Annotated in this window: 13 protein-coding genes; 8 read left to right on the top strand and 5 right to left on the bottom strand. The window is 73.4% G+C overall.

Translation table 11 applies throughout. From position 1 onward, the window contains the following. Positions 1 to 14: 14 nt before the first annotated feature. Complete coding sequence (locus ACSMXO_RS39060; protein ID WP_455415793.1) at positions 15 to 1,484, top strand: pyridoxal phosphate-dependent decarboxylase family protein; 1,470 nt, start codon at positions 15 to 17, stop codon at positions 1,482 to 1,484. A gap of 19 nt (positions 1,485 to 1,503) precedes the next feature. Here ACSMXO_RS39060 and ACSMXO_RS39055 read toward each other — a convergent pair whose 3' ends face one another. The 3 genes from ACSMXO_RS39055 to ACSMXO_RS39045 form a co-directional block, all read right to left on the bottom strand. Further along, on the bottom strand, positions 1,504 to 2,382 hold the full coding sequence (locus ACSMXO_RS39055; protein ID WP_455415792.1) for a hypothetical protein: 879 nt from the start codon (positions 2,380 to 2,382) through the stop codon (positions 1,504 to 1,506). A 1-nt stretch (position 2,383) separates the two neighbouring features. After that, the gene (locus ACSMXO_RS39050) at positions 2,384 to 2,941 is read right to left on the bottom strand and encodes a SigE family RNA polymerase sigma factor (RefSeq protein WP_455415791.1); all 558 of its coding nucleotides are present in this window, start codon (positions 2,939 to 2,941) and stop codon (positions 2,384 to 2,386) included. A gap of 121 nt (positions 2,942 to 3,062) precedes the next feature. Beyond that, complete coding sequence (locus ACSMXO_RS39045) at positions 3,063 to 4,022, bottom strand: hypothetical protein (RefSeq protein ID WP_455415790.1); 960 nt, start codon at positions 4,020 to 4,022, stop codon at positions 3,063 to 3,065. A 234-nt stretch (positions 4,023 to 4,256) separates the two neighbouring features. Between ACSMXO_RS39045 and ACSMXO_RS39040 the strand changes: the two genes are divergently transcribed. The 5 genes from ACSMXO_RS39040 to ACSMXO_RS39020 all read left to right on the top strand — a co-directional run bounded on the left by ACSMXO_RS39040 (position 4,257) and on the right by ACSMXO_RS39020 (position 10,127). Then, positions 4,257 to 5,003 (top strand): lytic polysaccharide monooxygenase, encoded by a 747-nt coding sequence (locus ACSMXO_RS39040; protein WP_346257307.1) that lies wholly within the window; start codon positions 4,257 to 4,259, stop codon positions 5,001 to 5,003. A 104-nt stretch (positions 5,004 to 5,107) separates the two neighbouring features. Beyond that, positions 5,108 to 5,725: a DUF305 domain-containing protein gene (locus ACSMXO_RS39035; protein WP_346257308.1), complete on the top strand. Its 618-nt coding sequence runs from the start codon at positions 5,108 to 5,110 to the stop codon at positions 5,723 to 5,725. A gap of 116 nt (positions 5,726 to 5,841) precedes the next feature. Further along, positions 5,842 to 6,420, top strand: coding sequence for an NADH-quinone oxidoreductase subunit B (locus tag ACSMXO_RS39030; protein ID WP_346257309.1), 579 nt, complete (start codon positions 5,842 to 5,844; stop codon positions 6,418 to 6,420). 152 nt (positions 6,421 to 6,572) lie between these two features. Beyond that, on the top strand, positions 6,573 to 7,889 hold the full coding sequence (locus ACSMXO_RS39025; RefSeq protein WP_455415789.1) for a DUF2252 domain-containing protein: 1,317 nt from the start codon (positions 6,573 to 6,575) through the stop codon (positions 7,887 to 7,889). A 90-nt stretch (positions 7,890 to 7,979) separates the two neighbouring features. Next, positions 7,980 to 10,127, top strand: coding sequence for a hypothetical protein (locus ACSMXO_RS39020; RefSeq protein WP_455415788.1), 2,148 nt, complete (start codon positions 7,980 to 7,982; stop codon positions 10,125 to 10,127). A 42-nt stretch (positions 10,128 to 10,169) separates the two neighbouring features. Here the strand turns inward: ACSMXO_RS39020 and ACSMXO_RS39015 are convergent, their stop codons facing one another. Beyond that, positions 10,170 to 11,216, bottom strand: coding sequence for a glucose 1-dehydrogenase (locus ACSMXO_RS39015; RefSeq protein WP_346257312.1), 1,047 nt, complete (start codon positions 11,214 to 11,216; stop codon positions 10,170 to 10,172). A gap of 102 nt (positions 11,217 to 11,318) precedes the next feature. On the opposite strand from ACSMXO_RS39015, the gene ACSMXO_RS39010 reads away from it, so the two are divergent. Next, complete coding sequence (locus ACSMXO_RS39010) at positions 11,319 to 12,080, top strand: NADH-quinone oxidoreductase subunit C (RefSeq protein ID WP_455415787.1); 762 nt, start codon at positions 11,319 to 11,321, stop codon at positions 12,078 to 12,080. Then, positions 12,080 to 13,045, top strand: coding sequence for an NADH-quinone oxidoreductase subunit NuoH (nuoH, locus tag ACSMXO_RS39005; RefSeq protein WP_107269389.1), 966 nt, complete (start codon positions 12,080 to 12,082; stop codon positions 13,043 to 13,045). The genes ACSMXO_RS39010 and nuoH overlap by 1 nt, the downstream gene beginning before the upstream one ends. 108 nt (positions 13,046 to 13,153) lie before the next feature. Here nuoH and ACSMXO_RS39000 read toward each other — a convergent pair whose 3' ends face one another. Further along, complete coding sequence (locus ACSMXO_RS39000; RefSeq protein WP_455415786.1) at positions 13,154 to 13,420, bottom strand: hypothetical protein; 267 nt, start codon at positions 13,418 to 13,420, stop codon at positions 13,154 to 13,156. Positions 13,421 to 13,439: the final 19 nt, after the last annotated feature.

Genomic DNA, 13,439 nt, shown 5'->3' with positions numbered 1-13,439 from the left:
TTACGGTGGCCGCCATGATCGAGGCGTTGCCGCCGGTGGGCGTACCCGCGGACAAGGTACTGGCCGAACTCCGCGACCTGCGCGCCGCAGACCTGCCGACGCACGGCGGCCGGCTCTTCGCCTACGTCTACGACCCCGCCGTACCGGGGCTGGACGAGCTGGCGAACTCGGCGTACGCGCTGGCCGCGCACGTCAACGGGCTGGACCCGACCGCCTTTCCGTCCCTGCTGGCGCTGGAGAACGCACTCGTCGGCGCGGCCGCGCAACTGCTCGGCGGCGGGCCGGGTACGGCGGCACCCGAGGTTGTCGGCAGTGTCACCGGCGGCGGCACCGAGTCGCTGATCCTGGCCGTCAAGGCGGCCCGGGACGCCCGGCCCGAGGTGGCCCGGCCCCGGCTGGTGGTACCGACCAGCGGGCACGCCGCGTTCGCCAAGGCGGCGCACTACCTCGGGGTCACCCTCGACCAGGTGCCGGTCTCGGCGCGGACGCTCCGCCCCGCGCCCGGGGACGTCGCCGCCGCGATCGGCCCGGACACCGTGCTGGTCGCCTGCTCGGCGCCGTCGTATCCGTACGGGGTGGTGGATCCGGTCGCCGAGATCGCCGAGGTCGCCGCGACGGCGGGAGTTCGCTGCCACGTGGACGCCTGTTTCGGCGGTTGGACCCTGCCGTACCTGCGTCGGCTCGGCGTACCGGTGCCGGCGTTCGACTTCAGCCTGCCGGGTGTCACCTCGATCTCGGTGGACCTGCACAAGTACGCCTACGCCCCGAAGGGGGTCTCGGTGCTGCTCCACCGGGATGCCGAACTGCGCCGGCCGCAGTACTTCGCGTTCGCCGGCTGGCCCGGCTACACCCTGGTCAACCCGGTGCTCTCGTCCACCCGCTCCGGCGGGCCGATCGCCGCCGCGTACGCCACCCTGCGGCACGTCGGCGACGCCGGATACCTGGCCCTGGCCGAGCGGACCCTGGCGGCGGTACGCGGACTGGCCGGCGCGGTGTCCGGAGTGGACGGTTTGCGACTGCTCGCCGAACCGGAGTCGACGGTGGTCTGCTTCGTCAGCACCGATCCCGGGCTGGACCTCTTCGTCCTGGCCGACGAGCTGACCCGGCGCGGCTGGCACACCCAGCCCCAGCTCTCGTACGCCGGTCTGCCGGCCAACATCCACCTCTCGGTGACCGCCTCGGTGGCGCCCCGGGTGGCCGAGTTTGGCGCGGACCTGCGGGCCGCGGCGGCAGACGCCCGGTCGGCCGGCCCGGTGCGGCTTCCCGCCGCGCTGCTGGAGACGCTCGGCGCGCTGACCCCGGCTCAGCTCACCCCGGAACTGGTCGCCGGGGTGGCGGCCGGGCTGGGCCTGGACCCGGCCGCCGCCGGCCGGCCGCCGGAGCGGATGGCACCGGTCAACACCCTGCTGGACGCGGCACCGATCACGGTCCGGGAACGGCTGCTGGCCGAATTCCTCGGCCTGCTCCAGCGCCCCGACTGGTGATCGCCGCTACCGCCCGGGCTCAGCCGCCGTTGAGGCGCAGCCGCACCGCGATGGTGTTGTCGCCGGGCGTCTCGTCGGTCAGGAGGTTGCCGTCCAGGTTGCTGCGTATGGTCAGCCGGTAGCCGTCGATCGTCCGGGTGCCGGGTGCCGGCGCCAGGTCGACGACGATCGCGAGGGTGCTGGTCTGGGCCCCGCCGGACGGGACCGTGGTGAACCCGCTGCACTCCGAGGTGCGGGTCCGGGTGTTCTGGTCGGTGAAGAAGCAGGGGCCGAAATCGCTGCCCTCGATTCGGGTCCGCACCTCCAGCGGCTCCACCATGATCAGCGCGTTCGCGTCGTACGGCTGCTCGCCCTGGTTGCGGACCACGATCTGGATGGTGCCGGCGTACCTGCCGTCGGACGGGGTGAGGGTCACCTCGGTGGGGCCGGTCAACACCAGGTCCGTCGGCCGATCCGGCTCGGCGGGTCCGGGATCCGGAGCCTGGCCCTGGTCGGCCGGGCGGGTCGCCGTCGGGTTTGCCGGGCCGGCTGACGTCGGCGGTGGGGTGGGCGTGCCGCTCGGCGTCGCGGTGGTGGTCGGGGACGGCGAGCCGGAGGGCGGGGCGGACGGGGTGGCGGACGGCGGGAAGGTCTCCGGCGCGGCGGTCTGGCTGGGGGTGTTGGCGACCGGCGGGTCGGGCAGCTTGGCGCCGTTGTTGCCGAGTACGCCGACCACGCTGCCGGCCACGACGGCGACGGCGAGCGTCCCGACGGTGGCGATGCGGTTGCGGGTGCGCCGGTAGGCGATCCGCCGGGGGGCGTCCGGATTGGGGGGTACGACCCGGTCGAGCGCGTCGGCGCGGAGGTCGGCGAACGCCGCGTCGAGCCGGCGGGCCGTCATCGGGTCCAGCTCGTCCACGTCAGATCACCTCCATCCGGCTGGTCGTCTCCGGTGGCCTCCGACTGGTGGTGCCGCCGACCCCCGGGCCACCCGCACCAGTCTCGCCCAGCCGGGCGGCCAGGGCGATCCGCGCCCGGTGCAACCAGGACTTGACCGTGCCGGGCGCGACCTCGCACTCCAGGGCGATCTCGTTGATGGACAGGTCCGCCATGTGGTGCAGCACCACGGCCCGGCGCTGGTTCGCCGGCAGGGTCGCCAGCGCCGCGGCCAGGGCCACCCGGTCCGGGCCGGGTCCGGGCACGTTCTCCGGCCGCTGCCGTTCCAGATATCTACGAGCGGTACGCAGCCGGCGCCACCTGCTGGTAGCGGTGTTCCAGGCGACCCGGCGGACCCAGGCGACGGGGTCGTCGTACCGGGCGATCTTGTCCCAGCGGGGCCAGGCGCGGCTGAATGCCTCCTGCACCAGGTCCTGTGCTTCGGTCATGTCACCCACGTACGCGTACAGCTGGACGACCAGGGACTGGAAGTGGGCACGGTACACGTCGTCGAACTGCGGTGCCCGCTCCTCAGTCTGCACATCCGTCTCCCCGTGGCTGTTCGGCGCGCCCGTTATAGCCCCCCGGCCGGGTGACCGGGGGGCTACGAGAGAGCCGCCCGGCCCCTGGAACACCAGGGGCCGGGCGTCAACGACCGTCATGTTAGGCAGCGCCGTCAACGGCGGTGACGGTGAAGGTCGCCGTGTTGTCGGACGGGTCCACGTCGGACAGATCGTGGAGGTAGAAACCCGTGCTCAACAGCACCGAGCCGGTGCCCAGGTCGCCGAGCGCGGTCCCGGCCGGCGCGCCGATCAGCAGCTCCATCGACCGCTCCTCGCCCGGCATGAACGCGCCGCCCGGCACCTCGCACCACGGGAACGCACAGACGGCCCCCGGGCTGATGCCCCGCAGTTGCACGCCGGCCGGCAGCACCGAATCGAGCACGTTCACGTCCTGCGGGGCGTCACCGTTGTACCGGACGGTGAGCGGGACCCGGCCGAGGTAGCTGCCGTCCTCCTGGCGTACCAGCGTCGCCGCGCCCGCGGTGACCGACGCGTCGGTCTGGGTGTCCTGCACGTACGGCCTCGGGTTGCGCAGTGAGCCGGTGGTGGACCGGAACAGCGTGTCGATGCTCTTGGTGACCGTGACCGGCTGGGAGTCGGTGGTCTGCACGGTCACCGCGCCACCGACGGCCGACATGGCGTACGCCTGGGTCGCGGTCAGCACCTCGAAGTCGATGGTGTAGTCCCGGCGCTCACCGCCCCGGATCGGGCTGGCCCCGCAGTGGATGTCCCGGCGCAGCTCTCCCTCCCGCTGCCCGTAGAAGCAGGGGAAGTCGGAGTCGAAGTTCTCGAAGGCGCCCGCCACCGGCTCGGCGATGGTCACCTGTAGGTCCGCCGTCTCCGTCCCCCGGTAGGAGATCGTCAGTGGCACGCTGCCCCGGTAGCCGCGCTCGGTCGGCTCCAGCACCAGCCGACCCACCGTGACCGAGGTGTCCTTGGGTTGGCCGAGGTCGCCCTGGCCGACCTGCGGAGCGGCCTGCGCGGCCGGCGCCACGGCGAGTACGGCCATCGCGGTAGCGAGGACGCCGACGGTCAGGTGGCGGGTCTTGATGGTGGTCATCCCAGTTCCTCCAGGTCCACATCGGAGGGCGGTCCGTCCGCCCGTTCCCTGTTGCGGCCAAGACACGTCGGACTCCGGATCCCGGTTGCACCCCGTTTCGTGTCGGCTGGCCGACACCCGCCACCGGTGCCGTGCCGCCGGCAACCCATCGACGAATGTCGCCGCCGGGTATTTACTGTTAACAATCTTTCCTTTATGTTGAGGAGACCTTCCCGATGAAGTAAGGAGCCCACGATGCGAAGAACCGTGGTCCTGGCGGTCACGACGGTGGCGACCGTCGTCTCCGCCCTCCTCGTGGCCCCGCAGGTCGCCCAGGCACACGGCTACATCTCCTCGCCACCGAGCCGGCAGGCGCTCTGCGCGCAGCGGGCGGTGTCGTTCGACTGCGGCCAGATCCAGTGGGAGCCGCAGAGCGTGGAGGGCCCGAAGGGGCTGCGCAACTGCCACGCCAACATCGGGCACTTCGCGGTGCTGAACGACGACAGCCGGCCCTGGCCGGCCACCTCGGTCGGGCAGACGGTGAACTTCAACTGGGTACTGACCGCCCGGCACGCCACCAGCACCTGGGAGTACTACATCGGCGGCTCCCGGATCGCCGTCTTCGACGACGGCGGGCGGCAGCCCGGCGCCACCGTCTCGCACACCGTCAACATGGGCGGCCGGAGCGGCCGGCAGAAGCTGCTGGCGATCTGGAACATCGCCGACACCGCGAACGCCTTCTACGCCTGCGTGGACCTCCAGATCGGCGGCGGTGGCGGCAACCCCAACCCGAACCCCACCCCCACGCGTACCACCAACCCGCCCACCCCGCCGCCGACCACCGCACCGCCGCCGGCCGGTGGAACCTGGCGGGCCGGCACCGCGTACCAGGTCGGCAGCCAGGTGACCTACGGCGGCGCGACGTACCGCTGCCTGCAGGCGCACACCGCGATCGCCGGCTGGGAACCGCCGAACGTACCGGCACTCTGGCAGCGCGCCTGACGCCGTCCCGGCGGGACGCACCCCGCGCGGATACGGACCCGTACCCCCTGCGGGTCCGTATCCGCCGCAGGTCCGCTCCCGGCGCCGTACCTGGAGACAAGGGCATGAACCGCTTCCGCCGTACCCTGATCGTCGCGACGCTGTTGCTGCTCGGCGGCTGCGCCTCCGCACCGGCCGGGACCGGCGTCCCGGTCGCGGCCCCGGCGCCCGCCCCGACCGGCTCCGCCCCGGCGTCGGCCGCGCCCAGCGGTGCCTTCAACGACACCGACGTGATGTTCCTGCAGATGATGGTGACCTCGCACGGCCAGGGACTGGCGCTGGTCCGGCTGGCGCCCGAGCGGGCACAGCGGGAGGAGCTGAAGATCCTGGCCGCCGCGATCGACGTCACCCAGGAGGCCGAACAGCGGACCATGCGGGACTGGCTGCGCGGCTGGGGCCGGAGCACCTCGGCGGACCCGGACGCGAACGCGCACGCCGACCACGGCGGGCTGCCGGTGCTCGGGCCGGCACAGCTCTCGGCACTCTCCCGGACCAGCGGGGCGACGTTCGAGACGGATTTCCTCAACCTGCTGATCGGGCACCAGCACAACGCCGTCGAGCTGGCCCGGATGGAGACGAAGTCCGGCCTCCACCCGGAGGTACGCGAGCTGGCCCGGCGGATCGACCTGTCCCGGACGGCCCAGATCGACCAGATGCTCAAGATGCTGTCGAAGGCCGGATAGCGGGGCCGGGCAGCCCGACCGGCCACGCCGGACGGGGATCGGCCCACCGCGCGCCGGCCGGCCGGCGCCGATCCTGTGGTTCACTGTCGGGTGGGCGACGGGGAAGGAGGCCGGCCGTGCAGTTACCCGCGGTGCTCGGTGAACCGATCCGGTTCGTGCTCAACTGGGGCCGGCGCTACTCGCTCTGGGTCTTCAACTTCGGGCTGGCCTGTTGCGCGATCGAGTTCATCGCGACCAGCATGGGCCGGCACGACTTCATCCGGCTCGGCGTGATCCCGTTCGCGCACGGCCCCCGCCAGGCCGACCTGATGGTGGTCTCCGGGACGGTCACCGACAAGATGGCCCCGGCGATCAAGCGGCTCTACGACCAGATGCCCGAGCCGAAGTACGTGATCTCGTTCGGCGCCTGCTCCAACTGCGGCGGGCCGTACTGGGACTCGTACTCGGTGACCAAGGGTGTGGACCAGATCATCCCGGTCGACGTCTACGTGCCGGGCTGCCCGCCGCGCCCGGAGGCGCTGCTGCACGGGATCCTGCGGTTGCAGGACAAGATCGCTGCCGAGCGCTCCGGCCTCGGCGGGGTGGCCCGCCCCGACGAACTGGCCTCGCCGGCCGACCGGGTCGGCCCGCCGGCCGGGCGGAGCGCCGAATCGCTCACCGCGCCGCCGGTGCCACCGCCGGCCGCGAAGCACTGACCGGGCCGCGAAGCACTGACCGGGCCGCGAAGCACTGACCGGGCCGCGAAGCACTGACCGGTGGGCGCCGAGGCCCGGAGGTGAGCCCCGGCACCGCGCCCGGGTTGGCCGGACCACAGCCGCGGGTGGCGTAGCGGAACTAGCCTGCGATCATGGATAGCACCCTCGGTCGGCGGGCAGAGTGGCTGGTCGACGTCCTGATCGCCGAGTTCGGCGAGTCGATGGCCGTCGACCCCGCCGCGTTCCGGCGCAAATTCCGGAAGATGGCCGCCTCGCCGTTCGCGTTCTACCGGGGCAGCGCCTCGGTCTTCTACGCCGACCTGGTCGGCGACTTCGCCGACGAGCGGTTCCTCGACGGCTGGACCAGCCGGGTCTGGATCCACGGCGACCTGCACGCGGAGAACTTCGGCACCTACATGAACGGCTCCGGGCAGCTCGTCTTCAACGTCAACGACTTCGACGAGGCGTACGTCGGGCCGTTCTCCTGGGACCTGAAGCGCTTCGCGGCCAGCGTGGCGCTGCTCGGCTACGGCAAGGCGCTCTCCGACTCCGCGATCGGTGGGCTGGTCACCCGGTTCGCCACCGCGTACCTGACCGAGCTGCGGGCGATCGCCCGGGGCGGGGACGACGCGATCGGCTCGATCCGGCTGGACAACGCCGACGGGGTGCTCCGGCGGGTGCTCCAGCAGGCACGGCTGCGGACCAGGGTCGAGCTGCTGGCCCAGCAGACCACCATCGACCAGTACGAGCGGCGGTTCTCCCTCGGCGACGGGGTCTACCAGGTCGACCGGGACGTCCGGGCCGACGTGGTGGCGGCGTTCGAGCGCTACCTGGGTACGCTGCCGCCGGCCACCGCCGAGCATCGTCCGCTGACCGCGCAGATCAAGGACGTAGTGCTCCGCAAGGGTGTGGGGATCGGGTCGGCCGGGCTGCCGTCGTACAACCTGCTGCTGGAGGGGCACACCCAGGCGCTGGAGAACGACGTCGTGATCTACATGAAGCGCGCCCAGGTGCCGGCGGTGGCCCGGTACGTCACCGACGACGGGGTCCGGAGCTACTTCCGGCACCAGGGACACCGGACGGCCGAGTCGCAGCGGGCGTTGCAGGCGCACGCCGATCCGTGGCTGGGCTTCACCGAGCTGGACGGGCACGGCCAGCTCGTCGCCGAGGTCTCCCCGTACGCCGCCGACCTGGACTGGTCGGACGTGAACGAGCCGGAGGAACTGGCCGGGGTCCTCGGCGACCTCGGCCGGGCGGTGGCCCGGATGCACTCGGTCGCCGACGACGAGTCCAGCCACGACCTGGTCGACTTCTCCACCGAGGAGGCGATCGTTGCCGCGGTCGCCGCCGACGAGGCCGGGTTCGTCGGGCACCTGGTCGACTTCGCCCACGCGTACGGGGCCAGGGCGCGGCAGGACCACCAGATCTTCGTGGACCTGTTCCGCAACGGCGAGCTGCCGGGACTGTAGCGGGGCCGGTTCCGTCGGGCGGGGCCGATAGGCTCCGGCCCGCGCCCCGGCGGCGGCCGGCGGGGCGGTGACCGGCAACCGGGAGGCGGCGTGTTCGCGGGACTGGACGAGATCGACTGGGCCGGCATGTCCCACGCGTACGGGCCGGCGACCGAGGTGCCCGACCTGCTCCGCGGACTGGTCTCCGCCGACCCCGCCACCCGGGAGATCGCCCTCGACGGCATGTACGGCGCCGTGCACCACCAGGGCGACGTCTACGCCTGCACGATCGCCTGCGTGCCGTACCTCTTCGAGGTGGTGACCCGGGCCGGCGGGGCGGGCCGGGGCCCGGTGGTGAGCCTGCTGGCCAGCATCGGCGGTGCCGAGGTCGACGACCCCGACGAGCTGATCCGGTCGGCCGAGGCGGGCCACGACGATGAGGATGACGACGACGTCGAGAGCTGGGCGGAGAACTACCGCCGGGCCGAGGCGGTGGTCGCCGCCGGGCTGCCGGTCTTCCTCGACCTGCTCACCGACCCCGATCCGGCGGTACGCCGGGCGGTGCCGGAGGCGCTGCTGGTGTGCCGGGCCGAGGCGCCCCGGGTGCTCGACACGCTGCGGCGCCGGCTGCCCGCCGAGCCGGACGCCGAGGCCCGGACCGCGCTGGTGGCGGCGGTCGGCAGTCTGGTCCGCCGGGCCGCCGCCGGCCACCTGCCCAGCGTGCCCCAGTCGAGCCTGCGGGCCGCGACGACCTGGCTGCTGGAGGTGGTCGACGACACCTCCGTCGCCTCGGCCCTGCGGCTGACCGCGCTCACCTCGGTCAGCGCGGGAGCGCCGAGCATGCTGCCGCCCGACCTGGTACCCCGGGCCCTGGCACTGCTGGACGGGGCGTACCAGGAGCCCGCGAGCGCACCCGAGCCGGCCGGCTTCACCACCGACACCCTGATCGGCGCCGTACGCGCCCTGCGCGAGCAGGCCGACGCCGGCCGGCGGGGTCCACGGCTCGGGCCCGCCGTCGGCAGCCTGAGCCGGGCGCTCGGTGACCGGGTCGACGACCGGATCCGGCTGGTCGGCACGCTGCTGGACGGCTCCGACCGGGAACGCCGGCTGGACGCGCTGCCCGCCGCCGGTCAGCTCGTGGACGGCTGGCGGGGCGACTACCGGGAACTGGTCGGGCTGATCGGCCGGCAGTTGGCGGACCCGCACCCGTTGCTCCCCCGGGCGGCCGCCCGGATCCTCGTACACCTCGGTGAGCTGAACCGGCCGGCGGCCGACGCGCTCGCCGAGGCGGTAACCGGCGCGGCCCGGGAGGAGCCGCACAGCAGTGCCGCCGGCCCGCCGGCCTGGGTGATGGTCTGGCCGAGCCACGGGCCGACCGTCGGCGGCACGCTGGCGGCGCTGGCCCGGCTCGGCGACGCCCGGGCGCTCCCGCCGCTGCGCTGGGCGCTGGAGCGCGACGAGCCGCCGAAGGACGTCGGCGCCGCGCTGAGCGGGCTCGGCCCGGCCGCCGTCGAGCTGCTGCCGCTGGTCCGGCGGCAGTTGCGGCGGCTCTCCCCGACGGACCGGGACTTCCCGGAGCGGCGGGGTGGGCTGGCCCGGGCGGTGGGCAGCCTCGGCCCGGCTGGCGTGCCGGCCCTGCCCGAGCTGCTGCCGCTGGCCACCGACGGGTGGGTGATCCGCCAACTCGGCCGGCTCGGCCCGGCCGCCCGGGACGCCGTACCGGTGCTGCGGCCGCTGCTCGACGCCCCGCAGCGCGGTCCGGCGCTCGCCGCCGCGGCCGCGCTGCACCGGATCACCGGTGACCCGGCCCCACTGCTTCCGGTGCTCGGCCGGTTCCTCGACGGCGACCACTTCGACGCCAGCGACGCGGCCCAGGAGATCGCCGAGATCGGACCAGCCGGCGCCGAATGGCTGCCCCGGCTCCGGGCCCTGCTCGGGCGGCCGGACCCGCACGGCTGGCTGCACCTGCGGGCGGCCGGAGCGGTGTGGCGGGTGGCCGGCGACGCCGAGGCCGTGCTGCCGGTGCTGTCCCGGGTCTGGGAACGCAACGTGCACACCCGCCGGGCGGTGGCGACGCTCTGGGCCGAGATCGGTGCGCCAGCCGCCGCCGCGTTGCCGCTGCTCCGGGCCGAGCAGGAACGGCCGCGCCGGCACACCGCCCGGGACAGCGGCTGGAGCAGCGCACAGGTCGGCGAGGACGAGGAACTGCTCCGGCTGATGGCCGCCGCCGACACCGCGCTCGCCCCGGTGGGAAGCTGAACTTCGGCGTCGGCGTTCCGGGCCCGGCCCGGACCCGGACGGTCAGTGCGGGAACTCCAGGACCACCTTGATGTCGTCGGGCTGCGCGTCGTACGCCTCGGCGTACCGGTCGACCGGCACCCGCCGGGTGATCATCCTGGCCAGCCAGTCCTTGTCGGCGGCGGCGAGTGCCTCGGCGGCGAGTTCCCAGTGCCGCCGGTTCGCGTTGACCGTGCCGAAGACCACGTTGTTCTCCAGCACCAGTGCCCGGTTGAGCGCGCCCGCGTCGAAGTCGATCGTCCGGCCGCCGGAGGAGACCCCGGTCAGGCAGACGATCCCGTTCGGCGCCGCCTGGCACATCACGTCCAGCACCACCGCCGGGGCGCCGGTGCACTCCAGCACGATGTCGAACTCGACGCCCAGCTCGGGGACGGTACCGGTGTGGAACTCCCCGCCGAGCGCCTCCACCAGTCCGGGCTTCTCGCCGTTCGCCGACCGGTTCAACACGTGCAGCTCGTAGCCGCGCTGCGCGGCGAGCAGGGCGGCCAGCAGGCCGATCGGTCCCGCCCCGGCGACGAGTACCCGCTTCGGCTCCCAGGCGGACCGGGCGCCGATCCGCTCGATGTGCTCCCAGGCCTTCGCCACCACACTGGCCGGCTCGAGCAGCATGCCCAGCTCGGCCAGCTCCGGGTCGAGGCGCACGGCGAACGTCGGCGAGATCCGCCAGCGGTCCCGGGCGAAGCCCTGTAGGCACTTGATGCCGTGCTCGGTGTAGAGACCGTTGCGGCACATGTCCCACTCGCCGACGGCACAGTTGGTGCACGGGACGGGGTCGGGATGGCGGACGATGCCGGCGACCAGGTCACCCGGGGCGAGTGAGCCGCTCGGGTCCTCCAGCACCCGCCCCAGGGACTCGTGCCCGAGCACCAGTTCAGTCGCGCCGGGCGGCGGCTCGCCGTACTCGCCGTCGATGATCTCGCGATCGGTGCCGCAGATGCCGACCGCCACCGCCTCCACCAGCACCGCGCCCTCGTCGGGGCTCGGCTCCGGGAAGTCCTCGGCCAGCCGGATCGAGTTGGCCCGACCCGGGGTTACGGTAATCGCACGCACCTGGTCATTCTTCCCCGCCGAACCGTCCGATAGTCCGGGAGTCGCCGAATAAGCGGTGCGCGACCCGGCGGTGCGGTCCGGGATGGCCCTAGGATCGCGGACATGACCCCGGAACAGGTCGGTGACCGGATGGGCACGCTGCTCGCGGACGCGGAGGTGACCGTCGGGCAGTCCGGCGGCCAGGGGTACGCCCGGGCGACCGTGGACGTGCCGTCCGGCCGATGGCGGGACGCCGTCCGGGCGGCCCGGGACGACACCGAGCTGGCCTGCGACTTCTTCGACTGGCTCTCCGCCGTTGACGAGCTGGCCGAGGGGTTCGACGTGGTGGCGCACCTCTGGTCGACCCGGCACCGGCACGGCGTACTGCTCCGGACCCGGCTGCCCCGGGACGCCGCGATCGTCGGGTCCGTGGTGGACCTGTTCCCGGGGGCGGCCTGGCACGAGCGGGAGACACACGAGATGTTCGGCGTCGACTTCGCCGGCCACCCCGACCTGGCGCCTCTGCTGCTGCCGCCGGAGTTCGAGGGGCATCCGCTGCGCAAGGAGTTCGTGCTCGCCTCCCGGGTGGCCAAGGCGTGGCCGGGGGCGAAGGAGCCGGGCGAGTCCGAGGCCGGTACGGCCCGCCGGCAGGCGGTGCGCCCACCGGGCGTACCGGCGCCGGGCGAGTGGGGCGTGGCCGCCGCCGTACCCGTCTCCGCCGCCCCCGCCTCCGGCCCGCCGGGCCGCACCCGACCTACCTCGGGTCCGCCGGCCGCGCCCGCCTCGGGTCCGCCGGCTGCGCCCGCTTCAGGGCCGCCGGCCGAGGGGCGCCGGGCGGACGACGGGCCCGGGGCGGCGGACGACAGCAGTGACGGGGGTGCGTGATGCCGCTCTGGCTGGAACTGCTGGTCCGGGTCGTCGGGGTGGTCGCGGCGTTCCTGATCCTGCCGCTGGTCGTCGGGCAGGCCGAGCACAAGGTGATGGCACACATGCAGGGCCGGCTCGGCCCGATGTACGCGGGCGGCTTCCACGGCTGGGCGCAACTCATCGCCGACGGCGTGAAGTTCGTGCAGAAGGAGGACGTCACCCCGCGCGAGGCGGACCGGGCGGTGTTCCGGCTCGCCCCGGTGGTGGCGCTGGTGCCGTACCTGCTGGCCCTGCTGGTCATCCCGCTCGGCCCGAACGACCTGGTCGGGCAGCCGCTGGACATCGGGCTGTTCTTCGTGCTCGCGGTGGTCGGCGTCGGAGTGGTCGCGGTACTCATGTCGGCCTGGGCCTCGGCCAACAAGTACAGCCTGCTCGGCGGGATCCGGGGCGCCGCACAGTTGCTCGGCTACGAACTGCCGCTGGTGCTCGCGGCGGCGAGCGTGGCGATGGCGGCCGGCACGCTGAGCCTGCCGGGCATCGTCGAGGCGTGGCAGCCGTGGTGGCTGCTCTGGCAGGCCCCGGCGATGGTGGTCTTCTTCGTTGCCGGGCTCGCCGAGATCCGGCGCCCGCCGTTCGACATGCCGATCGCCGACTCGGAGCTGGTCTTCGGGTACATGACGGAGTACACCGGTCTCCGGTTCGCCTTCTTCCTGCTCGCCGAGTACGTCGGCATCGTGGTGATCGCCGCGCTGACCACGGTGCTCTTCCTCGGTGGCTGGCAGGGGCCGTTCGGCGACGACTACCTCGGCTGGCTTTGGACCCTGATCAAGGTGTTCGCCGTCTCATTCGTGATCATCTGGTTCCGGGTGACGTACCCGCGGCTGCGCGAGGACCAGTTGCAGCGGCTCTGCTGGCTGGTACTGGTTCCGGTGGCGCTGGGCCAGCTCGTGCTGACCGCCGGAGTGAAGCTGGCGATCGCCTGACAGTCGGCCGCTGGACCGGTTCGGCGCCTTCGGGGCCGTGGAGTCGGGCCGTCGTTGCCGCGACGGTCCGACTCCACGACCCCGGGAGCCGACCACCCGACGCGCCGATCAGGGACCCCCGGAAGCGGACTGATCGAGAAGCGCCATCGGGTTTTGCCGGCACCATTCCACCGCTATCGCGGCTTTGAAGCACCGGCCCTCCGTACCGGCCCGCTCGCCACACGCCTGACACAATCCGCCGATCATCCGATGCAGCCGGATTGTTTCGACCAGGCGTGTCCAGACGACCTCGTGGGGTAGCGGCGGACCGCTCGCCGCGACGTCCAGGTGGCCGCTGAGGATCAGTGCCTCTCGCGCGTCGAGTTCCACCGCCATCCCCTCATCTGCTCGTCGC

The organism is Plantactinospora sp. DSM 117369, assembly GCF_053764795.1.
The sequence above is the reverse complement of the archived record's forward strand: the minus strand, read 5'-3'. Positions and strand labels throughout refer to the sequence as shown.